This is a genomic window from Microbacterium sp. 2RAF4 (assembly GCF_052115285.1).
GTDB classification, from domain to species: Bacteria; Actinomycetota; Actinomycetes; order Actinomycetales; family Microbacteriaceae; genus Microbacterium; species Microbacterium oxydans.
Genome location: NZ_JBFRGI010000002.1, coordinates 1,493,463 through 1,516,691 on the forward strand (window position 1 = coordinate 1,493,463; position 23,229 = coordinate 1,516,691).

Annotated in this window: 27 protein-coding genes; 15 read left to right on the forward strand and 12 right to left on the reverse strand. The window is 69.3% G+C overall.

The window, feature by feature from the left end; genetic code table 11:
* Positions 1-28: 28 nt before the first annotated feature.
* On the reverse strand, positions 29-1,363 hold the full coding sequence (locus tag AB4070_RS11650) for a heparan-alpha-glucosaminide N-acetyltransferase domain-containing protein (protein ID WP_441980235.1): 1,335 nt from the start codon (positions 1,361-1,363) through the stop codon (positions 29-31).
* A gap of 184 nt (positions 1,364-1,547) precedes the next feature.
* Here AB4070_RS11650 and AB4070_RS11655 point away from each other — a divergent pair, with 184 nt between their 5' ends.
* A complete protein-coding gene (locus AB4070_RS11655; RefSeq protein WP_441980236.1) occupies positions 1,548-2,930 on the forward strand; it encodes an LLM class flavin-dependent oxidoreductase in 1,383 nt (460 codons plus the stop codon).
* A gap of 77 nt (positions 2,931-3,007) precedes the next feature.
* On the opposite strand, the gene AB4070_RS11660 is transcribed toward AB4070_RS11655, so the two are convergent.
* Complete coding sequence (locus AB4070_RS11660; protein ID WP_441980237.1) at positions 3,008-3,850, reverse strand: helix-turn-helix transcriptional regulator; 843 nt, start codon at positions 3,848-3,850, stop codon at positions 3,008-3,010.
* A gap of 121 nt (positions 3,851-3,971) precedes the next feature.
* Between AB4070_RS11660 and AB4070_RS11665 the strand changes: the two genes are divergently transcribed.
* Positions 3,972-4,913 (forward strand): SDR family oxidoreductase, encoded by a 942-nt coding sequence (locus AB4070_RS11665; protein WP_441980238.1) that lies wholly within the window; start codon positions 3,972-3,974, stop codon positions 4,911-4,913.
* Between the two features lie 7 nt (positions 4,914-4,920).
* On the opposite strand, the gene AB4070_RS11670 is transcribed toward AB4070_RS11665, so the two are convergent.
* Together AB4070_RS11670 and AB4070_RS11675 are read right to left on the reverse strand one after the other, a co-directional pair.
* Positions 4,921-5,097, reverse strand: coding sequence for a hypothetical protein (locus AB4070_RS11670; RefSeq protein WP_046748560.1), 177 nt, complete (start codon positions 5,095-5,097; stop codon positions 4,921-4,923).
* Between the two features lie 9 nt (positions 5,098-5,106).
* Complete coding sequence (locus AB4070_RS11675) at positions 5,107-5,472, reverse strand: DUF4406 domain-containing protein (protein WP_441980239.1); 366 nt, start codon at positions 5,470-5,472, stop codon at positions 5,107-5,109.
* 54 nt (positions 5,473-5,526) lie between these two features.
* On the opposite strand from AB4070_RS11675, the gene AB4070_RS11680 reads away from it, so the two are divergent.
* Positions 5,527-6,276 (forward strand): DeoR/GlpR family DNA-binding transcription regulator, encoded by a 750-nt coding sequence (locus AB4070_RS11680; RefSeq protein WP_441980240.1) that lies wholly within the window; start codon positions 5,527-5,529, stop codon positions 6,274-6,276.
* Here AB4070_RS11680 and AB4070_RS11685 read toward each other — a convergent pair.
* Complete coding sequence (locus AB4070_RS11685; protein WP_441980241.1) at positions 6,209-7,009, reverse strand: MerR family transcriptional regulator; 801 nt, start codon at positions 7,007-7,009, stop codon at positions 6,209-6,211. The genes AB4070_RS11680 and AB4070_RS11685 overlap by 68 nt on opposite strands.
* Positions 7,010-7,070: 61 nt before the next feature.
* On the opposite strand from AB4070_RS11685, the gene AB4070_RS11690 reads away from it, so the two are divergent.
* The 6 genes from AB4070_RS11690 (at position 7,071) to AB4070_RS11715 (ending at position 11,483) form a co-directional block, all read left to right on the forward strand.
* Positions 7,071-7,529 carry a DUF6194 family protein gene (locus AB4070_RS11690; RefSeq protein WP_441980242.1) on the forward strand — a complete coding sequence of 153 codons (459 nt, stop codon included), beginning with the start codon at positions 7,071-7,073 and terminating at the stop codon, positions 7,527-7,529.
* Positions 7,530-7,552: 23 nt separating this feature from the next.
* A complete protein-coding gene (locus tag AB4070_RS11695; RefSeq protein WP_441980243.1) occupies positions 7,553-8,107 on the forward strand; it encodes a putative immunity protein in 555 nt (184 codons plus the stop codon).
* Positions 8,108-8,199: 92 nt separating this feature from the next.
* Positions 8,200-8,877: a response regulator transcription factor gene (locus AB4070_RS11700; RefSeq protein WP_441980244.1), complete on the forward strand. Its 678-nt coding sequence runs from the start codon at positions 8,200-8,202 to the stop codon at positions 8,875-8,877.
* Positions 8,870-10,186, forward strand: coding sequence for a sensor histidine kinase (locus tag AB4070_RS11705; protein WP_441980245.1), 1,317 nt, complete (start codon positions 8,870-8,872; stop codon positions 10,184-10,186). The genes AB4070_RS11700 and AB4070_RS11705 overlap by 8 nt, the downstream gene beginning before the upstream one ends.
* A 71-nt stretch (positions 10,187-10,257) precedes the next feature.
* A complete protein-coding gene (locus tag AB4070_RS11710; protein WP_441980246.1) occupies positions 10,258-11,115 on the forward strand; it encodes a hypothetical protein in 858 nt (285 codons plus the stop codon).
* A gap of 140 nt (positions 11,116-11,255) precedes the next feature.
* Positions 11,256-11,483, forward strand: coding sequence for an RNA-binding S4 domain-containing protein (locus AB4070_RS11715; RefSeq protein WP_017829834.1), 228 nt, complete (start codon positions 11,256-11,258; stop codon positions 11,481-11,483).
* A 36-nt stretch (positions 11,484-11,519) separates the two neighbouring features.
* Here the strand turns inward: AB4070_RS11715 and AB4070_RS11720 are convergent, their stop codons facing one another.
* Positions 11,520-13,061, reverse strand: coding sequence for a sensor histidine kinase (locus tag AB4070_RS11720; RefSeq protein WP_441980247.1), 1,542 nt, complete (start codon positions 13,059-13,061; stop codon positions 11,520-11,522).
* Positions 13,062-13,236: 175 nt separating this feature from the next.
* Between AB4070_RS11720 and AB4070_RS11725 the strand changes: the two genes are divergently transcribed.
* On the forward strand, positions 13,237-13,542 hold the full coding sequence (locus tag AB4070_RS11725) for a hypothetical protein (protein ID WP_441980248.1): 306 nt from the start codon (positions 13,237-13,239) through the stop codon (positions 13,540-13,542).
* Here AB4070_RS11725 and AB4070_RS11730 read toward each other — a convergent pair.
* The 3 genes from AB4070_RS11730 to AB4070_RS11740 all read right to left on the reverse strand — a co-directional run bounded on the left by AB4070_RS11730 (position 13,524) and on the right by AB4070_RS11740 (position 15,629).
* Complete coding sequence (locus AB4070_RS11730; protein ID WP_441980249.1) at positions 13,524-14,228, reverse strand: response regulator; 705 nt, start codon at positions 14,226-14,228, stop codon at positions 13,524-13,526. The two genes, AB4070_RS11725 and AB4070_RS11730, sit on opposite strands and share 19 nt — an antisense overlap.
* A 146-nt stretch (positions 14,229-14,374) precedes the next feature.
* Positions 14,375-14,836 (reverse strand): hypothetical protein, encoded by a 462-nt coding sequence (locus AB4070_RS11735; protein WP_441980250.1) that lies wholly within the window; start codon positions 14,834-14,836, stop codon positions 14,375-14,377.
* A 169-nt stretch (positions 14,837-15,005) separates the two neighbouring features.
* Positions 15,006-15,629, reverse strand: coding sequence for a LysE family translocator (locus tag AB4070_RS11740; protein WP_441980251.1), 624 nt, complete (start codon positions 15,627-15,629; stop codon positions 15,006-15,008).
* A 98-nt stretch (positions 15,630-15,727) separates the two neighbouring features.
* On the opposite strand from AB4070_RS11740, the gene AB4070_RS11745 reads away from it, so the two are divergent.
* Complete coding sequence (locus AB4070_RS11745) at positions 15,728-16,183, forward strand: Lrp/AsnC family transcriptional regulator (RefSeq protein ID WP_045262464.1); 456 nt, start codon at positions 15,728-15,730, stop codon at positions 16,181-16,183.
* 29 nt (positions 16,184-16,212) lie between these two features.
* Here AB4070_RS11745 and AB4070_RS11750 read toward each other — a convergent pair whose 3' ends face one another.
* A complete protein-coding gene (locus AB4070_RS11750; protein WP_441980252.1) occupies positions 16,213-16,827 on the reverse strand; it encodes a class I SAM-dependent methyltransferase in 615 nt (204 codons plus the stop codon).
* Positions 16,828-16,913: 86 nt separating this feature from the next.
* On the opposite strand from AB4070_RS11750, the gene AB4070_RS11755 reads away from it, so the two are divergent.
* Both AB4070_RS11755 and AB4070_RS11760 read left to right on the forward strand, forming a co-directional pair.
* Positions 16,914-17,450, forward strand: a complete 537-nt coding sequence (locus AB4070_RS11755) for a Chromate resistance protein ChrB (RefSeq protein ID WP_441980253.1) — start codon at positions 16,914-16,916, stop codon at positions 17,448-17,450.
* Positions 17,447-18,643, forward strand: a complete 1,197-nt coding sequence (locus AB4070_RS11760) for an MFS transporter (RefSeq protein WP_441980254.1) — start codon at positions 17,447-17,449, stop codon at positions 18,641-18,643. The genes AB4070_RS11755 and AB4070_RS11760 overlap by 4 nt, the downstream gene beginning before the upstream one ends.
* Positions 18,644-18,663: 20 nt before the next feature.
* Here the strand turns inward: AB4070_RS11760 and AB4070_RS11765 are convergent, their stop codons facing one another.
* A complete protein-coding gene (locus AB4070_RS11765) occupies positions 18,664-19,107 on the reverse strand; it encodes a VanZ family protein (RefSeq protein ID WP_441980255.1) in 444 nt (147 codons plus the stop codon).
* Between the two features lie 189 nt (positions 19,108-19,296).
* Between AB4070_RS11765 and AB4070_RS11770 the strand changes: the two genes are divergently transcribed.
* Positions 19,297-20,133 carry a hypothetical protein gene (locus AB4070_RS11770; protein ID WP_441980256.1) on the forward strand — a complete coding sequence of 279 codons (837 nt, stop codon included), beginning with the start codon at positions 19,297-19,299 and terminating at the stop codon, positions 20,131-20,133.
* 56 nt (positions 20,134-20,189) lie between these two features.
* Here AB4070_RS11770 and dnaB read toward each other — a convergent pair whose 3' ends face one another.
* Positions 20,190-21,563 carry a replicative DNA helicase gene (gene dnaB / locus AB4070_RS11775; protein WP_082066285.1) on the reverse strand — a complete coding sequence of 458 codons (1,374 nt, stop codon included), beginning with the start codon at positions 21,561-21,563 and terminating at the stop codon, positions 20,190-20,192.
* A 557-nt stretch (positions 21,564-22,120) separates the two neighbouring features.
* Here dnaB and AB4070_RS11780 point away from each other — a divergent pair.
* Positions 22,121-23,137 carry a hypothetical protein gene (locus AB4070_RS11780; protein ID WP_441980257.1) on the forward strand — a complete coding sequence of 339 codons (1,017 nt, stop codon included), beginning with the start codon at positions 22,121-22,123 and terminating at the stop codon, positions 23,135-23,137.
* Positions 23,138-23,229 lie beyond the last annotated feature (92 nt).

The window sequence follows — 23,229 nt, forward strand, 5'->3', positions numbered from 1 at the left end:
CCGCCCCTCCTCGGCACGAGATCGGTGGTCACACGCGCGGCCGCTCCGTGGCAGCGCGCCCGCCGGTGAGAGCCATGGCGTCGGCCGCCCACGCCGTGAGGCGCTCGAGGGGTCCCTTCCCCGCGGTGCGCGTCCAGATGAGCGCGCCGCCCATCATGAGCAACGACAGGGCGACCCACACCAGCACGGGGTTCGGCAGCCAGGTGCCGGCACCCGCCAGGATCAGGACCGCCTGGAGCACGTAGCCGGTGAGCGGAACCGCACCGTAGGCCGCCAGGGGCAGCACGATCCATCTCGCGTAGCGCGTCACCAGCAGGCAGAGGCCGAGGATGGCGACCGCGAATCCGCCGGAGGCCAGCACCTCGAGCACTCCACCCGAGTGTGCGGAGGCGCTGATCACGGCATGCAGCATCTGCGCCGGCGGATCCTGCGCCACGACGCGCTCGATATAGGACTGTTCACCTCCGGTGACGTCGTCACCGCCGAAGAGCGAAGCCTTGCCGGGGTCGTAGCACGCCACCACTCCGTCGCTCTTCTGGCAGGTGAGTCCTGACACGTCGACCTCGTCGCCCGGAGTCGTGCTGAGCGAGCTCGACGCGGAGGCCGCGTTGTCGATCTCCGGCTGCGATCCGGAGAGCAGACCGCCCAGCGAGTAACCGCCGATCGCGATCAGGGCACCGCACACGACCATGACGGCGGCGGTCTTCACACGCGTCAGGTCGAGCCGGCCGATGACGAGCCCCGCGCACAGCAGCGCCGCCCAGACCGTGATCGGGTAGGTGCCGAACAGCACGAGCGACACTCCTGGCCCGCTCAGGTCCGGCGACAGCGTGCCGAGCAGTGCGAGCAGCGGCGGCCCGAAGACACCCAGCGCTGCTCCCGAGATCACGAGGGTCCTGGTGCGCAGGTGCACCGTGAACGCCGCCAGGATGTAGAGCACACCGTAGAGCGTCAGGATCACGGCGATGCCGGAGCCGAGCAGCTCGACGAAGAGCCCGATCACGAAGATCGCCGCTCCTCTCCCGACGAGCCGCAGACGGATCTTCCTCAACTCCCCCGGGGTCGCGTTCCGGGCGCCGCCGGTCATCAGTGCCAGCGACACCCCGGCCAGCAGAGCGAACAGCAGAGAGGAGCGCCCGTTCACGATGTCGAGCCACGTCGCGGGATCCGCGAGCGTGAACTCCGGGCCGATCGCGACCATCAGGTGCGCACCGAACATGCCCACCAGCGCGAGTCCGCGCGCCACGTCGACCCCGACGATGCGTGGCCGGCTCGGTACGGAGCCTTCTCGGCGGTCGGCTCGGCCGCCCGATCCGGCTGTGGAACCGTCGGCCGTCGGCGGGATGATGTGCGGTGCGCTCACGGGTGACCTCTCGAAGAATCGCGGAGAGATCAAGCTCAGCATGAGCGGTCGAGGATGCGCATCCACCCTCGGTACCCCGTCGATCCGTCGTGCGGATGAGCGTGGCGCGTCCGTGGTGCCCGAATGTGTCGGCGCATGTCGGCGACTCTGGATTCCCCGGCGCGGTTCGCCTTTCATGGAGCCCATGACCCGTCAGATCCGCTTCAACGCCTTCGACATGAACTGCGTCGCCCACCAGTCGTCCGGCCTGTGGCGGCATCCCGACGACCGGTCGCGGCAGTACAACACCATCTCGTACTGGACCGACCTGGCGAAGCTGCTGGAGAGCGCGACCTTCGACGGCATCTTCATCGCCGACGTGCTCGGCACCTACGACGTCTACGGCGGCACGAACGAGGCCGCCATCCGCAACGGCGCCCAGGTGCCGGTGAACGACCCGATCCTCCTGGTCAGCGCGATGGCCGCGGTCACCGAGAACCTCGGCTTCGGCATCACGGCCGGCACGGCGTTCGAGCACCCCTACCCGTTCGCTCGACGACTCAGCACGCTCGACCACCTCACACAGGGCCGCGTCGGCTGGAACGTCGTGACCGGGTACCTGCCCAGTGCCGCGCGGAACATGGGCCAGGAGGACCAGCTCGCCCACGACGACCGCTACGACCACGCGGACGAGTACGTCGAGGTGCTCTACAAGCTCTGGGAGGGCTCGTGGGAGGACAACGCCGTGGTGGAGGACCGCGAGCGCGGCATCTTCACCGACCCCGGCAAGGTGCACCCGATCGGGCATGAGGGGAAGCACTTCAGCGTTCCCGGCATCCACATCTCCGAGCCGTCGCCACAGCGCACTCCCGTGATCTACCAGGCCGGTGCGAGCCCGCGCGGGGTGAGGTTCGCGGCCGAGAACGCCGAGGCCATCTTCGTCGCCGCGCCGTCGAAGGAGGTGCTCGCCGGCACCGTGAAGCGCATCCGCGACGCCCTGGAAGCCGCGGGGCGCGACCGCTACGACGCCCGCATCTACACCCTGCTCACTGTGATCACCGCCGCCACGAGCGAAGAGGCCACCGCGAAGCACGCCGAGTACCTCTCCTACGCCAGCCCCGAGGGTGCGCTCACGTTCATGTCGGGGTGGATGGGCGTCGACCTCTCGCAGTACGCCGAGGACGAGCCGGTCGGAAACGTGGAATCGAACGCGATCCAGTCGGTGCTGCAGCACCTGAAGGAAGAGGCCGACCTCGGTCGCGAATGGACCGTCGGCGACTTCGGGCGCCACAACGCGATCGGTGGCCTCGGCCCCACGATCGTCGGCTCGGGCGAGGAGATCGCCGACGAGCTGCAGTCCTGGGTCGACGAGACCGACATCGACGGCTTCAACCTCGCCTACGCGGTCACACCCGGCACCTGGCAGGACATCATCGAGCACGTGATCCCGGTGCTGCGCGAGCGTGGCGCCTACCCCGAGGAGTATGCGCCTGGCACGCTCCGCAACAAGCTCCACGGTCGCGGCGACCGTGTGCAGGACACGCACCGCGCCGCGAAGTACCGCGTCGGCTCCTTCGCGAAGGCGTAGCCCCCTCCACCTTCGAATCGCGCGCATGGGTACTCCGCACGCCCTTTCACCACCCTTTGCGCGATTCGAAAGTCCCGCTACACGAGAGCCCTGGGAGCCAGGGTCGACAACAGCGCGAGCTTCTCGTAGCTCTCCGACCCCGGGGCTGCGGTGTAGACGAGCAGGAACTGCGACTGCTCGGGATCGATGAGGCTCTGACACGTCAGCTCGATCGGCCCGAGGCTGGGATGCACGAAGCGCTTCGTCTCGCGGGGCCGGAGCCCGACCTCGTGACGCTGCCAGATCTCGCGGAACTCGGCGCTGTGCTCCTGCAGCGAGTCGGCCATGCGGGCAGCGCGGGACGACGGGCCCCGCCGGGCGATGACCTCGCGCAGTCCCGACACCCACAGCCGCGACAGGAACCCATGCTCAGCGGGGTCGTACAGGTCCCGCGTGGACGGGTCGCGGAACCAGCGATAGCCGAGGCTCCGCTCCATACCGGTGAGGTGCGCCGTGTCGCCGGTGAGCGCGACGCCGAGGGGCGTCTGCCGCAGAGTCTCTCCGAGTTCGCTCACGATCTCGGCCGGAGTGTCCTGCAGCCGGTCGAGGATTCGCAGCATCCCCGGTCCGATGTGGTCGCCGACTCCGCCCCGCGCGGGCGGTTGATGTCCGGCGAGGCGGAACAGGTGGTCGCGCTCGTCGATCGTGAGGTGCAGCCCCTGGGCGATCGCGGCGAGCATCTGCTCCGAGGGCAGCGGCCCGTCGCCGCGTTCGAGTCGCGCGTAGTAGTCGGCCGACATGTGGCTGAGCGCGGCGACCTCTTCGCGGCGAAGCCCCTCGGTGCGACGCCTCGCGCCACGCGAAAGCCCCACGTCCTCCGGCTGCAGACTGTCTCGCCGCAGTCGCAGGAACCCCGCGAGCGCCGTCCTGTCGATGACCATCCGGCCCTCCTCCCGACGCCCCGATCCTCGCATCCGTCGGTGCGGGTATCCACTGCACGGGGAGTCCTGGTTGCGGCGACGCACAGCACGCACGCTGGAGGACGACCCCAAGGAGCACACCATGAGTCCGCGCATCCCCGACATCCGCATCCCCTCTCTCGCCGGCCGCCGTGCGGTGGTGACGGGAGGCAGCGACGGCATCGGCCTGCACATCGCCACGCGTCTCGCCCGCGCCGGAGCCGAGATCGTCTTGCCCGTGCGCAATCCGCGGAAGGGGGATGCCGCCGCCGCGACCCTCAGGGACGCCGCGCCGGGTGCGCAGGTGCAGACGACGCCGCTCGACCTCTCATCGCTCGATTCCGTCGCGGAATTCGGCGAGACGATGCGCAGGGACGGCAGCCCCGTGCATCTGCTCATCAACAACGCGGGCGTGATGAACCCTCCGGACCGGCAGACCACGGTCGACGGATTCGAGGTGCAGTACGGCACGAACCATCTCGGCCACTTCGCCCTCGTCGCGCACCTCCTGCCCGTGCTCCGTGCGGGGCGGGCGCGCGTGACCTCGCAGGTGAGCGTGGCCGCCGCCCGCGGATCGATCGACTGGCAGGACCCGAATGGGGAGAAGTCCTACGACGGGATGCGGGCCTACCGGCAGTCGAAGATCGCCCTCGGCCTGTTCGGTCTCGAACTCGACCGCCGTAGCCAGGCGCTCGGATGGGGCATCACATCGAACCTGTCCCACCCCGGAGTCGCCCCCACGAGCCTGCTGGCTGCTCGCCCGGAGCTCGGTCGCGCCGACGACACCGTCGAGGTGCGGGTGATCCGGTGGGCTTCCCAGCGCGGTCTGATCGTCGGCACGGCCGAGAGCGCCGCGCTGCCCGCCCTGTATGCGGCCGTCGTTCCGTCCGCTCTGCCCGGGCGGATGTACGGACCGCGCGGCCTGGGCCACGTGGGCGGGGCTCCGGCCGAGCAGGCTCTTTATCGCCCGCTGCGGAGCACCGCGGATGCCGCGCGCAGCTGGGACCTCTCGGAGCAGCTGAGCGACGTGACCTACCCGCGGTGACGCCTCGTCAGTCGTCGCTGCGACTGAAGATGCCGCGCAGCACGAGGAAGACCACCACGGCGACGACAGCGACGATCCCGAGCTTGAAGATGAACGCGAGGACCGAGAACAGCGCGCTCACGATCCACCACGCGATCACGACGGCGAGGATGACGCCGAGGATGGTCCAGAGGTTCTTGGTCATGCCTCCAGCCTACGGAGTCGGAGCTGCGGGAATCTCGTCGAGTGACCGGTACACGGGGAGCCCGAGCTCGTGGGCGATCTCGACGTCCTTGTCCGCGCCGGACGACTCCCCGGGCAGCCGGAGCACGGCATCGCAGTGCAGCAGCAGTCGGCGGGCGGTCTCGTACATGACGTCTCCCTCGCCGGAGCCGCCCTGCTCGAGGGTGCGCAGGACCGGCAACGCGACCCACTCCCCGATCATCGGCACGTGGCCGAGGCGGAAGATCGGACCGGACGCCTCCTCCAGGCGCGCGAGATTGCGAGCGATCAGGGCGGGGTCGCCGTTCGTGCCGGAACGGTAGGGGCCGGCGATCAGGATCAGGAGTGGTTTCATCATGGAGATGACTGTAGTCTGAATCATGCATAAACGTGCAACTTCGTGAGGAAACGTATGCTCGCTGCTCAGCGCAAAGAACACCTGCTCGACGTGCTCGCCCGCGAGGGACGGGTCGTGGCGAAGGCTGCGGCCGAGGACCTCGGAGTATCGGAAGACGCCATCCGCCGCGCCCTCCGCGAGCTCGCCGAGGAGGGCAGGCTCCAGCGCGTGTACGGCGGGGCGCTGCCCATCGCCGCGGCGGATCGCCCGGTGCGGGAACGCCACGACCTGGCGACTGAGAGCAAAGAGCGGGTCGCCCGTCGGGCGGTCACGACCATCCGTCCCGGATCGACGATCGTGCTGGATGCGGGAACCACCACGCTGGCGATGGCGCGGCTGCTGCCCTCCGGAACCGACATCACGGTCATCACCCCGAGCCCCGCCGTCGCGCTCGCCGTCGCCGAGCACTCGGATGCACGCGTGATCATGATCGGCGGCGAGCTCACGAGGCACTCTCTCGTGGCCGGCGGAGGACTCGCGATGGAGGCGATCCAACACCTCGCTGCCGACGCGTTCTTCGTCGGCGTCACGGGCGTCGACCCTCGACACGGCCTCACGACGGGCGAACTCGACGATGCCGTCACCAAGCGGGCGATCGCCTCCCGATGCGCCGCGACCATCGTTCTGGCCAGCGACGAGAAGATCGGCGCCGCCTCTCGCTACCCGGTGCTGCCGTTCGAGGCGGTCGCCGCGGTCATCACCGACCCCCTCGACGAGAATCCGCTGATCCCGGAAGTCCTGGCGCAGATCGGGGCACGGGCGTGAGCGACGCTCCCCCCTGCTCCGCGAGACGTTCCACGAGCAGGGCGTGCAGGTGTCCCGCCGCTGCGAGAAGCGCGACGCTGCGGCGCGTGAGGTCGGCCAGCCGCTCGGCGAGGGTGCGCTGCACCTGCTCGGTGTCACCGTGCGCGCGCACCTCGTCGATGATCCGCGAAACGGCGGGGATGCCGTAGCCGCCCGAACGCAGGGCCGCGGCGACCCGCGCCTCGGTGATCGCGATGGAGTCGTAGGAGCGGACCGATCCCGCACGTCGAAGGGGGCGCACGAGCCCTTCTCGCTCCCAGTGGCGCAGTGCGGAGGAACGGACGCCGAGCGCCTGGGCGAGTTCCCCGATGGCCATCGCATCGTCCTCGACGAACGGATCGTCGGCCTCCGCCACCGCGTCCTCGAGGCCGCGCAGGGCCGCGCGCACCCGTGAGCGCTCCAGGGCGAGGTCCGCGTGCAGGGCGTCGATCCGCTCCGCCGCCTGCTCGACCGATCCGCCGATGAGAGCGGGCATCAGTCGACGCGCGGGCACCGGACCGAGCGCCGTCGCCAACGCGCGATAGGCGCGCAGCGCCAGCGCATGCGGCGCCCGATACCGCCGGTAACCGTTCGCACCGCGCTCCGCGGCAGGGAGGACGCCGAGTCGCTCGAGGTCGCGCACCTGCTGCGTCGAGTATTCGACCAGTCGGCCGAGCGCCGCCGTGGTCATCGCCTGCTCTTGAGGGTTCTGCACGCTCATCCTCGTCTTTCCCGTGCTTGAGTCCACATAAGCACGTCAGCCTCAGCATTGAAGGATGGAAATGCAGGAGATCCTCGAAGAGGTCAGCGCGTTCAGCGGCGTCCTCGTCGTCGCCCCGGAGGCAGGCGGCGACTTCCCCGAACTGTCGTGGGGAGACGCGTACTTCTACTACGCGCCCGACGGACGGGTGCCGGAGCGCACTCAGCCCTACGGGACGATCATCACGAAGGACTACCCCGACGACACGTCCTCGGCGCTGGATGCTCCAGGGCGCTTCCGGGTGAACATCCACGTCGGACGCGAGCGAGCGGAGTCGATCATCGCGGCGGGGTCGCTCACAGACGACGGCACCGACCCGACGGCGGTCGACGTGTTCCGGCCTCACCCTCTGTACGGCGCCGCCGGCTGGGTATGCGTGATCGGCCCCACGGAGACGACGGACGGTGCCGTGCTCGCCCTCCTCCGCGACGCGCATGAGGCCGCACGCGCTCGCACCGAACGACGGGCGAGATGAGCCCGGTGTCGACTCCTCAGGGCATGACCGAGACCGACCGTCGGATCGTCGCGGTGTGGGCGGCCGACTGCGCCGAGCGCGTGCTGCCGCTGTTCGAGAGGGAGGCCCCGGACGACGTCCGTGCGCGCGATGCCATCGCCAGGACGCGCGCCTTCGCCCGGGGCGAGCTCACGGCGGCGGGCGAGATCCGTCGTCGTTTCGTGGCTGGCAGGGCCGCCCGCAGCGCCCTGACCCCTGCAGGGACAGCCGCCGCCCGCTCCGCAGCTCAGGCCGCCGGGGTCGCGCACATGGGCGCGCATGCTCTCGGGGCAGCCGCCTACGCCGCGCGGGCCGTCGAGCTGGCACACCCGGACGCGCCCGACGCCCGTGCCGCCGACGCCCGTGCCGCCGACGCCCGTGCCGCAGAGGTGCGCTGGCAACTCGCGCACCTCTCCCCCGAAGCCGCTGCAGCCCTGCGCCCCCTCCCACCCCTGGGCACCGACCCCGCCGGCCCCCTCGGCCCCGGGCTCCTCTCCTCCGGCTCCCTCGGCGAGGTGATCCGCGAGATCCAGACACACCTTTCGTCCACCAGCGATTAGGTCCCTCCTTCGAATCGCGCAGATGGTGCATCCGAGCTGCGGCTCGTGACGGCTTCAGCGGCGATTCAGCGTCGACCGGCCACACTGGAGGCATGCGGATCCTGGTGGTGGACGACGAGGTGCGCCTTGCCGACGGCGTGCGTCGGGGGCTCGAGGCCGAGGGCTTCGCCGTCGATGTCGCTCACAACGGGGTCGACGGACTCTGGCGGGCGCGCGAGACGCCGTACGACGCGATCGTGCTCGACCTGATGATGCCGGGCATGAGCGGCTGGAAGGTGTGCGAGGCACTCAGAGCCGAGGAGAACTGGACACCCGTGCTGATGCTCACCGCGAAGGACGGCGAGTGGGATCAGGTCGAGGCACTCGAGAGCGGAGCCGACGACTACGTCACGAAGCCGTTCTCGTTCGCGATCCTCGTCGCTCGCCTGCGGGCCCTCGTGCGCCGCGGGGCCGTGGCGCGTCCGGCGATCCTGGAGGCGGGCGATCTGCGGCTGGATCCGGCCGCGCACCGCGTCTGGCGCGGGGAGACGCCCGTGACCCTCACCGCTCGGGAGTTCTCCGTGCTCGAGCACCTCATGCGTCATCGCGGGCAGGTGCTGTCGAAGCGTGCCCTGATCGACGGCGTCTGGGACGACGACTTCGACGGCGACCCCAACATCGTCGAGGTCTACGTCGGGCACCTCCGCCGCAAACTCGACAAGCCCTTCGGGCGCGAGGCCATCGAGACCATCCGCGGTGCGGGCTATCGTCTGGCGGCGGACGGTGGCTAGCCGCAGCTGGCGCTCGGTGCGCGGCAGGACCACGCTCGGCGCCACCGCGGTCGTCGCCGTCGCGCTGCTGGTCGGCGCCTTCTCCTTCTACGGCGTGCTCAGCGCGAGCATCCACGACAGCACGGAGCGCGCCGCGGAACAGCGGCTCAGCGAGCTCGCCGAGCGTGCGGGTGGACCGGGCGGCAAGGGCATCGACGCGCTCGAAGACGAGATCCTGCAGATCCTCGGTCCGGATGGCTCGGTACGCGCCGCGAGCGAGGAGGCCCGCGACAAACTGGGGTCGACCCCGCTCCCGGCAGACGACGACCCGCAGACGACCACCGTCGACGGCGACACCGTCCTGGTGGTCTCGGAAGACATCGACGGCGATCAGACGCTCGTGCTCGCGGTCTCGATGGACGACGACGCCGAGACCCTGGCGACGGTCGCGACGCTGCTCGGGATCGCGGTCCCCCTGCTGCTGCTGCTCGTGGCCGTCACCACGTGGCTGGTCGTGGGTCGCGCGCTGCGCCCGGTGGAACGCATCCGCGAAGAGGTCGACGGCATCACCGCCGAACGCCTGCACCAGCGAGTGCCCGTGCCCGAGACGGCGGATGAGATCGCTGCGCTCGCGACCACCATGAACGGCATGCTCGATCGCCTCGACGCCGCGGCCACGGCCCAACGACGCTTCGTCTCCGATGCCTCGCACGAACTGCGCTCCCCGCTCGCCACCATCCGCCAGCATGCGGAGCTCGCCCACGCCCACCCCGAGGTGACGAGCATCGGCGAGCTCGCCGAGGTCGTGTCCGAGGAAGGACTCCGCCTGCAGGGCATCGTGGAGTCGCTGCTGCTTCTCGCTCGTCTGGACGAGGGTGCGGGCACGCACGATGAACCGGTCGACCTCGACGACATCGCCCTCGCGGAGGTGCGACGGCTCCGCACGGCCGGGATCGACGTCGACGGCACGGGCATCAGCGCCGCCAGGGTGAGCGGCGACCCCCGCCTGCTCGGTCAACTGCTGCGCAACCTCGCCGACAACGCCGTGCGCCACAGCCGCGGGCGGGTCGCGATCGGTGTCGTCCCCTCGGACGGATACGTGTTCGTCACGATCGAAGACGACGGGGCCGGCGTGCCCGCCGAGGAGCGTGAACGCATCTTCGAGCGCTTCGTGCGCCTCGACGATGCACGCAGCCGCGACGCGGGCGGCAGCGGCCTCGGACTCGCCATCGCGCGTGGCATCGCCAGCTCCTCCCGCGGGTCTCTCACGGTCGACGACTCCCGATGGGGCGGAGCGCGGTTCGTCCTCACCCTCCCCCGCAGCGCCTGAGCGACGGGTTCCTGAAGGATTCTTCAGGACGCTTCAGGGAGGCTTCAGCGCCCGCGGGAGAGCATCGAGTCATGGACGACAAGACACCCTCTCCCGACCAGACCCCCGAGAGCGCGCCGGACGCGCAGACCGTGCCGGTGACCCCGACTCCCGATGCTGCAGCCGTGCCGACGGCTCCCGCGCCCCCTGCCGCGACGGCACCCACGCCCGGCGCCGGAGAGCACCCGACGTTCCCTGCGTCCGAGCCGACCCCCGGGGCCGCGGGATCCACCCCGAAGGCCGGCCGCAAGCGTGCGCTCTTCATCGGAGGCGGCATCGCGGCAGCCGTGGTCCTCGCGGGCGGCGGCATCGCCATCGGCGCGGCGATCGGTGACGAGTTCGACGACGACGACCGCGCCTCGGTGTCGGACGGCCCCCGCCATGACGACAGCGAGGATCACGGTCGGCCCGGTGACGGCCCCCGGAGCGACGATCGCGGCGACGCCCCCTCGAACGGTCGCGGCCCGGTGACGGGCATCGGCTCCGCCTCCGCCGACGAGCTGATCGCGATCGCGGATGCCGCACGCGGCGCAGCCGACGGCGACGTCACCTCGATCGATGCGAAGCGCGACGGCACCTGGGAGGTGCAGCTGAGCACAGCGGCGGGAGATGAGACCGAGGTCCGCGTCGATGAGGACCTCGCGGCGACCGTCGCCTCCACCGACGCGGCAGACGGCGACGACACCGGCCCGACGCTCACCCTTGACGATGAGACGATCCGCGCACTGGTCGCCGCCGCACTCGCCGAGGCCGAGGGCATGATCACCGACCTCGATGTGGACGGCGACGAGGTGAGCCCGTACGACGCCTCGGTGCTCACCGCGGACAGCCGATCGATCGACATCGAGTTCGACGCCGGCTTCGCGGTCGTCGGAACCGACATCGACTGACTCGGTACGGGCCGCGTCCTGTCGGGCGGACGCGAGACGCCCGGCATGATGATGCCGCCGCTCCCCTACCGGGGCGGCGGCATCGTCGCGTCCTGCGAGGACGAAGCCGATCAGCACACAAGTCCGATTAGCATTCAAGGATGACGAACTCCGACCCGATCGACGACATCTCCATCGGCGGTGAGGTGATCCGCCTCGGACAGTTCCTCAAGTTCGCCGGCCTGCTCGACTCGGGCGGCGACGCCAAAGAGGTCATCATCGACGGGTACGTGACCGTGAACGGCGAGATCGATCGACGCCGCGGACGACAGCTGCGCGACGGCGACCTCGTGTCGTTCGAGGGGCGCACCGTCCGCGTCCGGCCGTGACCTCGGCCGGGAGCCGCGGTCGGCGAGGCAGACGCCTCAGGTCTGCACAGGCTCCGCACCGAGGGGCACCCGCCATCTGATCAGCGTTCCTCCTTCCTCGCGGGGGCGGACGACGAAACTGCCACCGTGCCGGAGAGCGCGCTCCTCCATGTTCCCGATTCCGCTTCTGCGGTGGGCACCCACGTCGATGCCGACACCGTCGTCCTCGACGCAGACGGTCGCCGTCGTCTGGTCGATGACGACGGTCACCTCGCTCCAGCGAGACTGCGCGTGACGGAGGACATTCGACGACCCCTCCCTCACGACAGCGAGGATGTCGTCGATCAGCGCGGGCGAGAGTCTCTGATCAGGCGGGACGGCGAAGACCACCCGGTGGGTAGCCCCCGCGGTCGCCGCAAGGTCAGAGAGCTCCTGCACGACCCGGTCGCGCACGTCTTCCGGTCGATCCGAACGGGCAACGGAGACGAGCCTCGACACGGTGGATCGCAGCTCGCCGATCGCCGCATCGATCTGACTCGTCTGGGCCTCGATGACGTCATCGATGAGCGGGTTGGCCACGGCGATCGCCTGCAGTCCGAGACCAGTCGCGAACAGGCGTTGGATCACCGTGTCATGAATGTCACGAGCGATCCGGCTGCGTTCCTCCGCCACTGCCGCAGTCACTTCCCGCAGCGTCGGTCGCTTCCGCAAGCGGCCGACGATCTCCGCCGCAGCGGACGCGAAGGTCGCCACAGTGTCGATCTCTGCGTGCGAGAAGAGCGGGCTTCGATGGTCGCGCCCCAGATGGATGACACCGAGGCGCCGCTCTCCGTCCAGCAACGGCACTGCGACCACATGAGCGAGTCGCAAGGGACCCGACGCCGTCAGGAACTCGATCGGGCCGACGGCGACGGCGACCCGGCCCGTCGCCAGCGCTCGGCCGGCCAGTGTGCCGTCGGCCGGATAGGCGATACCGCGGATCTCATCCGCATGAGGGCCGACCGCTCCCCGCACGACCAGCATGCCCGAGTCCTCGCGCGGACAGACGATGCTCACGAAGGTCGCAGGCACGATCTTGAACGCACCCTGTGCGGCGACCTGGATGATCTCCTCGGCATCCGCACTGATCATCGGTGTGATCAGCATGTTCAGTGCCACAGCAGCTCGGACCTCTCGCAGCGCCTTGCCGTGCCTCAGCGCGTTCTGCCAGGCGATCGCTGCCGTCGCGGCGAAAGCGTCCGCGATATCGACGTCTTCCTCTGTGAAGCCTCCCGCATGCGGTCCGACGAAGGAGAGCACTCCGAAACGGATCCCGCCGACGCCGACGTCTCTCGTCAGGCTCGTCCGGTCCGTCGACTCCGACGAATGTGTCGGAGCATCTCCGTCCACGAAGCCGCCTGCTTCCCCCGCGCGGATCTCACGTTCGACGTTCCCCTGACCATCGACGATCCGAAGGGTCGCCTTTCGGCACCGAAGCAACTCGGCACCGGCGCTGACGATGATGGTCAGCAGCGTCTCGAGATCCAACTCCGCTAAAAGCCTCTCGGCCGTCGCGTGCAACCGCGCGACGGCCTCCTGACCGTATCTGCGATCGTGCATCGCACCCTCCTTCGCTCGCCCGTCGGCCATGCCCGACCGAGCTCCTGCGTCTTCTCCTCCTGCTCTCTCTCCCCCGATATGCCGATCGTACCCACATGCGACGGGGCGTTCCGGCTGTCGCCACTCGTTCCGGGCCTTCGGTCCCCGCACTGACCGATTCCGGCGGTTACGGTTCATGACATCCATCGCCCGACTCAAGCGGGCAGAAGACGTGAGCAACGAGAGGGACACCGCCGTATCCCGCCGTCGACACCCGTGGACGATGCTCCTGGCCATCGCCTCGGTGTCCAGGGCCTTGGTTTCCCTCCCCGGAGAGCAGGCTCCGGGTGCGCTCGGCGCCACCGGCGGATCAGCCGACGGTGCACTCATCGCGGGAGCGGCCGTCCTGCTCGCCCTCGGTGCGGCACTGTATCTGGGGACGCGCTCGACAGGAGCGAGGTTCGAGAGGCGGCGGACAGCCGGTCAGGATTCGAAGCGATGACGGTCCGATTCGTGGTGACGCCACTCGGCGTGGAGCACCGCAGCCTGGGTGCGGCGCTCCACCGCGAGCTTCTCGAGCAGTCCGGAGACGTAGTTCTTGACGGTCTTCTCGGCGAGTCCCAGCCGCTCCCCGATCTGCCTGTTGGTCAGACCTTCGCCGATCAGGCCGAGGATCTGCCGCTCGCGCAGCCCCAGTGAACCCAATCGCGGATCTTGAGTGCGCAGCACCGGTTCCCCGGCCTGGTTCGCTCGACTCGCTGGCAGCGTTCTTCCGGCGGCCACCGCCCGGATATCGGAAACGAGGTCGAACGCACCCACCTCTTTGAGGACGTAGCCCGCCGCGCCCGCGAGCACCGCGCTGAACAGCGCCGCCTCGTCGTCATACGCCGTGAAGATCAGGCACCTGATGGAGGGATCGTCGGAGCGCACCTGGCGGCACAGTTCGATGCCGCTCCCGTCGGGGAGCCGGAGATCGATCACCACGACGTCGGGGCGGGTGCCGCGCACGCCGCGCAACGCGGCCTGCACCCCGTCGGCTTCTCCGACCACCGTCATGTCGGGCTCGGCGTTCAGGATCTGAGCGACCCCGCGGCGCACCACCTCGTGGTCATCCACGAGGAAGACGCGAATGAGCCCCTGCGCTGGTGGCGACACCGGCGCTTCCCGTTCAGAATCCTCGATGGTCACGTGTCTCCCTTCTCCGCGTGCCCCGATGTCGTCAGGCTATCGAGGGCCGTCATTCCACTTGAGCGCATGCGGATAGACGTCCTTGGGACCTAAGTCCCGCCCAGCGTCGTGCGCGGGCCTGAAACCGCGCGGTGCCGGGGACGAGCTCAGCGGTCCGGCGGCGAAAGCACACTTCTCGCGGTGATGACGATCAACGATACGAGGAGTGCGGTGATCGCGAGGTCGGCCGCGATGTACGCATAGTGCGCCCAGTCCGTCCCCGGCGCTTCCGCACCCGCGATCACGAGGTCGCTGCGCCGGTTCAGCACGGGACGGATGAGGGCGACCTCGACGACGAAGACCAGCCAGATCCCGCCCAGGATGATGAGGGGACCGCGCCCTGCCCGCGCTCGCACGTTCACGAGCGTGAGCACGAGGAGCACGACACCCGCGAGCACGTTCAACGCGGTGAAGACGAGTCGCCCGATGCCGAGCCCGATCGGAATCGTGACGCCGGGTGCGAGGAACTTCAGCGGCGCCTCGAGGAACGAGATCGCGATGATCGCGCCCAGCAGGAACGCGGGCAGCAGCAGCCGCAGGGCCGTGGACGTCCGTCCCGTCTTCGTCACGTGGTCCTCCTGGCTCGCCGGTCGTGGTCGCGCCTCGACGCTACCTCCGCGGTGTGCGGGAGAGGTCAGCATCCACCGGGGAAAAACCCTGTGCGCTAGTAACGACCTGTGTGCTGGTAACGACCTGTGCGCTGGTAACGACCTGTGTCCTGGCAAGAGCCCTCTGCCGTCACAGCCACTCGAGCACCTGCTCGATCAGGATGCCGACGCCGATGACCGTCATCGCGATCCCGGCGATCCGCGTGACGACCGAGCTCGCACGCGGCCTCGTCCGCAGCAGTCGACGGGCGAGCAGCCCGACGGTCGTGTACACGACGGCGATATTGAGCAGGTGCAGTCCCCCGAGGGCGAGCATCTGCGTGGTCGAGGGCCATCCGCTCGGACTCGTGAACTGGGGCAGCAGCGCGAGCAGGAGCAGCAGACCCTTCGGGTTGATGCCGCTCACACCGGAGCCGCGCAGGAACTGCCCCCATCCTCCGGTGGCGATCGGCTCGCCGCTCTCCGCGATCGGGGCAGGGCGGCTGGCGAGGGTCATGGCTCCGAGGAAGACCAGATAGAGCGCGCCGATCACGGTCAGGGTCGTCAGGGTGACGGGATACGCGGTGACCAGGGCGCCGAGCCCCAGAGCGACGGCGACGATCACGACCGTGTACCCGGCGATCATCCCGAGGATGGACGGGGCGATCGAGCGGGCGCGCAGGCCGGCCGAGATCGCATACGCCCAGTCCGCGCCCGGGGTCAACGCGAGCATGACGGCGACCAGCCAGAACTGCATGACCAGAGCGATGTCCATCGGTCCTCCTCAATCCGAGGAAGAGACTACGAAGGATCTCGCGAAAGGTGCTTCGATTCTTCGGCATAGCATGCCGTCTACCTGCAAGAATTGTCACCATGGATGCACTTGACCGGGAGATTCTCTCTCTGCTGCAGGACGACGGCCGGATGAGCGCGACGCACCTCGCGTCCCGGGTGGGGCTGAGTCTGTCCGCGTGCCATCGTCGACTCAAGGAACTGGAGCAGTCCGGAGCCATCGAGCGGTACCGGGCGGTGGTGGCCCCGGCGGCCGTCGGCCTGACGTTCGAGGCCATCGTCTTCGTCACGATCGGGCGCACCGACAAAGACACCATCGTCGCGTTCGAAGAGGCGGTGGTGGCGATCCCGGCGGTCGTCGAGGCGCAGCGCCTGTTCGGCGACCCCGACTACATGCTGCGCATCCTCACACGTGACATGGGCACCTACCAGGAGCTCTACGACAACACCCTCGGGGCCCTGCCGGGCGTGCAGCGGCTGACGTCGACGATGGTGATGAAGCGACTCGGCGCCGACCGCGCGGTGCCGATCCCCTGAGGATGGGTGCTCTCGAGAGTCGCGTGACGTCAGATCGCGACCGCGCTGATCGATGCGTGCGGGCGCCTTCCCTCCTGCACCCTGGTCTCGCTGTCGAGCACCGCGAAGCCGGCACGCTCGAGCTGGGTCGACATGCCCGGCACCGACCAGTAGTGAGCCGTCGTCACGGTGTGCGGGAAAGGCTGTCCGTCCGGCCCGTCGAAGAAGCCGACCAGCAGATGTCCGCCCTCACGAATCCCGCGGCGAGCGGCCCCGAGCAGATGCGGAAGCCCATCCGGAGTCGCGTGGATCAGCGAGTACCAGGCGAGCACACCACCCAAGGAACCGGGCGGGAGATCGGTATCGGCCAGAGACGCCGTCCGATACGAGACATGGGGGAATCGCGCGGAGGCGCCGGCGATGAAGTCCGGCACGAGGTCGATGCCCTCGGCGTCGGCGCCGCGCTCGACGAGGAACGCCGTCCAGTGTCCAGGACCGCACCCGACGTCGAGGATGCGTCCGTCGACGCCGTCCGCCCAGCTGCCGATGCGCTCCCGGTCGTCGTCGTCCATCTGCGCGATGTCGCCGAACAGCTTCGTGTACTCGGCGGCTCGCGCGGCGTACCCGTCGCGCACACGCGCATCGTCCGTCTCCTGCTGAGCCATGGCCCTCCCCGCTCTCGCGATGATCGGACTCCACGCTATCGATGTCTCGCTCGAGGATGGATGTAACAGCTGTTACAGTTTGGGGTGTGACGAAATCAGACGGCTGGCTCGTGCTCCTGGTGCAGGTACCCGCATCACCGTCGCGGCATCGCGTCGCGGTCTGGCGCGAGCTGCGTCAGTTCGGCGCGGTGCCCGCAGGGCAGGGCACCTGGGTCACGCCCGATGTGCCGGCGTGCGTCGAGGGGGTCGACCGGGCACGGGCGCTCGCACAGCGCGGCGATGGCGACATCCTCGTGCTCCGCACCCAGGCCGACGGCGGCGACACCGCCGCGCTCCGGAAGCTCTTCGACGCGGCGAGAGCAGACGACTGGGCGGAGTTCGTCGCCGACTGCGCGAAGTACCGCGCCGAGATCGCGCGTGAGATCGAGAAGAAGAAGTTCACGCTGGCGGAGCTCGAGGAGGAGGAGCAGAGCCTCGACCGACTGCAGCGCTGGCACCGCACGATCCGCGCCCGCGACGTGTTCGACTCCGGCTCATCCAAGGACGCCGACCGCGAGCTGGCCGCGTGCGTGCAGGACCTCGCCCGGTTCGCCGATCTCGTCTACCAGGCCGTCCACGCGTGAGCGCGCCGACCGCCGCCGCACCGGCGACCCGCCAGGTCGCACCGCTGTATGCAGCCGGCTTCGTCACGGCGTTCGGCGCCCACAGCATCGCCGCAGGCATCGGCGCGACCGGCGAGGACATCGGTCTCGACCTGCTGCGTCTGGGAGCGCTTCTGGCGATCTACGACCTCGCCGAGGTGTTCCTCAAACCTGTCTTCGGCTCGCTGGCCGACCGGATCGGCGCGAAACCGGTCATCGTGTTCGGGCTTCTCGCGTTCGGTGTCGCGTCGCTCATCGGGGTGTGGTCGTCGAGCACGGCAGCCCTCGCGATCGCACGGCTCGGACAGGGCGCGGCCGCTTCGGCGTTCTCGCCCGCTTCCTCGGCGATGGTCGCACGGCTCGCAGCCCCGGGCGCGAAGGGGCGATACTTCGGCAGGTACGGATCCTGGAAGGGCCTCGGCTACACGCTGGGTCCTCTCCTCGGCGCCGCACTGATCTTCCTGGGCGGCTTCACCCTCCTCTTCACGTGCCTGAGCGCGCTCGCCGTCCTCACCGCGATCTGGGTGGCGATCTCCCTGCCCCGACTCGAGCCGCTGCCTCGACCCCGGTACACGGTCGCCGACCTGGTCCGTCAGGCGACGGAGCGGGGCTTCCTCATCCCGACGCTCGTGCTCGCCGCGTCCACCGGCGCGCTCGGTGCGGCGATCGGCTTCCTCCCCGCTCTCGCCAGCAGTGAGGGCGCGCCGCTCTTCGCGAGCATCGCGATCGCCTCGGTCCTGGCACTGAGCTCGGCGCTCACCCAGCCCTGGTCGGGGCGGCTCCGCGACAGTGGACGTCTGAGTGATCGGGCCGCGATGGCGCTCGGCCTCGGGGTCATCGCGGCGGGTATCCTCGTCGCCGCCGTCGTCCCCGCCGTCGCGTGCCTGTACGTCGCCGCCGGGCTGCTCGGCATCGGGATCGGTATCGCCACACCCTTCGCCTTCGCCCATCTGGCCGACACGACACCGCCCGAACGCATGGGGCGCACGATGGGGACGGCGGAGCTCGGGCGCGAACTCGGTGACGCCGGAGGGCCGTTGCTGGTCGGCGCCGTCGCCGTGGCCGCGACGCTGCCCTGGGGTCTTGCGGCGCTCGCGCTGGTCGTCGCCGCGTCCGGAGCGACCACCCGTGCCCTGCCCACCCGCGCCCTGCCGCGCACCGCAACCAGTCCCTGACTGAGCCGCGGGCCCCGTCGTCACCGATCGCGCCGCAGCACTCCCCCGATCGCACGGACGATCCCCACCACGGCTGCTCCCACGACGCCGCCCACCGTGTTCCAGACGATGTCCTGCACGTCGGGAACGCGACCGGGGATCGAGGCCTGTACGTGTTCGATCGCGAATGACGCGCCGAACACCAGCACGGGCGCGAGTATCCAGAGGCGCCTGCTGAGCGCGAGCGCCACTGCGGCTCCGAGCGGGACGAAGAGCAGAGCATTGAGAGTGCTCTCCAGCTGGAGATAGCTCATCGGTTCGACCAGCGGCGCGGCGAAGACGTGGGCGAAGTCCATGAAGAGCGCGCGGGCAGGACCCGCGAATCGGCGCGGTGTCAGTGTGACGGCGACGACCGCCAGCGCCGCGAGACCCGCGACGAGCAGCCGGGGACCGGAGGATGCGCGAGGGCGAGCAGAGGGGTTCATACGTCCACCCCACCGCATCCGATGTTGCGTGAGCGTATGCGTTTCGGTCGGGAACCCTCTGCACGAGGCGATCGAACGGCTGCGGCGGGACAGCAGCGACCCGGCTGTCGCGCCCGGGGACTTCCAACCTCTGGTCCCGGTCCGGCGCTGAGACGTCTCCTCCATCCCGCTGTGCTCTAGCCTGGCGAGGTGATCACCGCACCACGCCGCTTTCCCACCGGAACCGAGCTCGACGTCCTCATGCGACTGTACGGATACCGCTTCACACGGACGGGCGGCATCGCCGGGGCCGACCGTACGGACGACCCCGGCGATGTGGCGGCGGCGTCATCGTTCGGCTGGCCTATTCGCGAGGTCGAGCGTTTCACTCCCGCCGATGTCTTCGAACGTTCGATCACCGCCGCCTCGGCACTGGGCGAGGATGCGGTGCTCGGCGCTTTCGTCGCGGGACTCGGCAGCGCCGCGCACGGACGCCAGATCGTCATCTCCTTCGCCTGGGCACGACACCTCGCGACCGCTCCCGTCGACGTCGACGGTCTCCCGGACTGCGGGTTGGCGCGAGGGCAGGGAGAGGCTCATGAGTTCGACGCGACCGAGGTGCTGCTGCGAATCGCGCTCGGCTGGGCGTGGAACGAACAGCCGGCCCGCTACCTCCCCGACCTCGAGACCGCTGTCACGACGGGACTCCCCGTTCCGACGCAGGAGGACCGCGAGCGACTGCACACCCTCATCGAGGTGATCGACTCGCTACCGACCGGCACGACGGCGGGCGGGCTCGAGAAGGCCGTCGCCCGCGCCAAGGTCATCCCGGGAACGGACAAGTACCAGCGGTACGGCATCCTCATCGGACTCGCCGAGTACGGTCTGCTGCCGAGCACGCTGTCCCCGAGCTGGGACCGATTCGTGTCGCGCGGGGAGGTCGCGGACGCGTGGGCCGGCGGGCCGCGGTCGGACATCACACCGCCGCTCTCCGGATGGCGCGGGGGCATCGACAGGAAGCGTGCGGATCGGCTGCTGGCCCTCTGACCGCAGCGGTGTGGCCCTCTCCCTCGCGGCGACGCCGCGTGAGGACAGACCCGTGATCAGTTGAAGTCGCCGCCGGGAGCCATGTCGGCGAAGCGCGAGTAGTGTCCCTGGAACGCGACCGTGATCGTCGCGGTCGGACCGTTGCGGTGCTTGGCGACGATCAGGTCGGCCTCACCGGGACGCACGTCCTTGTCGTAGACCGAGTCGCGGTGCAGCAGGATGACCATGTCGGCGTCCTGCTCGATCGATCCGGACTCTCGCAGGTCGCTGATGGCGGGCTTCTTGTCGGTGCGCTGCTCCGGGCCACGGTTCAGTTGCGACAGGGCGATGACCGGAACCTGCAGTTCCTTGGCGATGAGCTTGAGGCTTCGCGAGAACTCCGAGACCTCCTGCTGACGCGACTCGACGCGCTTGCCCGACGTCATGAGCTGCAGATAGTCGATGATGACCATGCGCAGGCCCTCGCGCTGCTTGAGGCGACGGCACTTCGCGCGGATCTCGACGAGCGTCATGTTGGGGCTGTCGTCGATGTAGAGCGGCGCGTCGTTGATGCGTCCTCGCGTCGCGGCGACGGTGGTCCAGTCGCGCGGGTCGAGGTTTCCCTTTCGCATGTTCTGCAGCGGGATCGCTCCCTCGGCGCTGAGCAGACGCATCGCGATCTCGCTCTTGCCCATCTCGAGCGAGAAGAAGACGGAGGGGAGGTTGTGACCGATGGATGCCGCGCGCGCGAAGTCGAGCGCGAGCGTGGACTTACCCATGGCGGGTCGTGCGGCGACGACGATCATCTGACCGCCGTGCAGGCCGTTGGTCAGCTCGTCGAGCTCCTTGAAGCCGGTAGGCACGCCGGTCATGGAACCGTCGCGGCCACTCGCCGCCTCGATCTCCTCGAGCGCGGCGTCGACGGCGATCTGCAGCGGCACGTAGTCTTCGGCCGTCTCGGATCCGGTGATCGAGTAGATCTCGGCCTGCGCGTTGTTGACGATGTCGGTCGCATCGCCCTCACCGGCGTAGCCGAGCTGCACGATACGGGTGCCGGCGTCGACGAGGCGGCGCAGGATGGCGCGCTCCGAGACGATGCCGGCGTAGTAGCCGGCGTTCGCGGCGGTGGGGACGATCGACGTCAGCGTGTGCAGGTAGTCGGCGCCGCCGGCGCGACCGAGTTCGCCGGTCTTGATGAGCTCATCGGTGACGGCGACGACGTCGGTGGGCTCGCCGTGCGAGTACAGCGAGAGGATCGCTTCGAAGATCAGCTCGTGCTTCGGGATGTAGAAGTCGGCACCTTTGAGGGTCTCGATGACATCCGCTACCGCGTCCTTCGACAGGAGCATTCCGCCCAGGGCGCTCTGCTCGGCGAGGAGATCGTGGGGAGGCGTGCGCTCCGGCGCGCGCTTCGCGCCCATGCGCTCCTCTGAGATGTCGGCGATCGACACAGTCTTCCCTTCGATGCGACGTTTCCGATGCGATGTCGTGGTGCGACGGCCGGGGGCGGGCCCCTCGGGTCTCGACGCTCACGCCGTCCTGAACAGCAGAACAGAGGCTTCCGACATTCGGTCGCTCGCCCACGCTACGAGCGACTGTTTCCCCATGCAAGACGGCCTGTGGATAACTCTGTGGAGAGCGTGCGAACAAACCTGGAGTGTCTGTGCACAACGGGTGTGGATAACCCCGTGGAGGAGTGCGCATCCAAACTTTTTTATGGCTTCTGATCAGCCTTTTATCTATTCCCCAGGCTGTGGATGAAAATCAGTTTAAATCGGGCGTTGAAGGTTGCCCTGTGTGCGTTCGGGATGTGTAGAACCTGGGGAAAGTCAAGCCGAGATTTCCTCGGGCGCGTCACGCGCTGACATCCGCAGAAACCCGCGGATAACCCCCTAGACAGATGGCCTGCGCGCGAGTATCGTCACCCGCAATCGACGCACCTGCGTCGACAGGCGTTGCCTTCTGAGGGGGAGGCACACGTGCTTGGCCTTCTGAGGGGGAGGTTGACGTGGACGCTCGAGCCACCCGACGCGGCATTTCTGCCGGCGTCTTCTGGGGTGGCATCGGCGTGCTCGCCTTGACGACGCTCGCAGTGCTCTTCGCGGGCGGGTCCGCGCACGCGGACGAACAGGAAGACGGACCCCTCGACGGACTCACCACGCTGGTCAGCGAGACGGTGTCGACCGTCACGACCCCTGTGGCTCCGGTCGTCACGCAGGTGGTCGCTCCCGTGGTCACTCAGGTGGTCGCCCCCGTACAGCAGGCCGCCCCCGCCGTGGTCGCCGCCGTCACGCAGCCGGTCACGAGCGCACCGGTCGTCGGCCCGGCCGTGGCACCCGTCGTGAACGCCGTGACCGAGACGGCGGCCGCCGTCGTCGCACCGGTCACCGACACCCTGACCGGTGCGCCTGTCTCGCAGATCACCGACCCGGTTCTCGAGGCCGTGTCCGGCATCCCCGTCGTCGGCGGACTCGCCTCCGACCTCGGCCTGATCTCGGCAGTCGGAGACGTGGTCGGTGTCGTCGACGACACCACCGCCCTCCTCGGGAACGTGACGAACGGAACCGTCCCTCCCGTACTGGAAGCCATCGACCCGACGAACCCTCCGACGGCCCAGGAACCGACGCAGGAACCAGGCGAGGTCTCCGGCGTGATCGTCGAACACGCGGTGGTGACGGACGCCGTCCTCGCGACGGAGCATGCCGCAGCGGCACAATCGGGCACAGCGACCTCGGGGTCCACCGCAGTGTCACCTCCATCGACCGCGCGCTCAGCGATCGAGAGCACCACCGCGGCCCTCGACCACACCACTCCTGTGCCCGCGGGGTCTCCGCCAGGAGGCCCACTCGGCACTGCTGTCCCCGCGTCTTCCTCTGCCGGTTCCGGCGGCGGAAACGGCGCCTCCCCCGCGCGTCTCAGCGACGCGAACGCTTCTCCGCTCCGTGCTGGCGAGCGGACCTCCGGCGCTTCCGACGACGAGGTTCCCTCCTCGCCGGTCGCCGACACCGACGTCTCTCCTGACTGACGGATCGTCACGTCGTTCCTTCCGAGGAACGACAGATGCCGTGCTGCACGCGCACTTCGATCGCGTGCACCCATCAGACGATCCACCCAGTC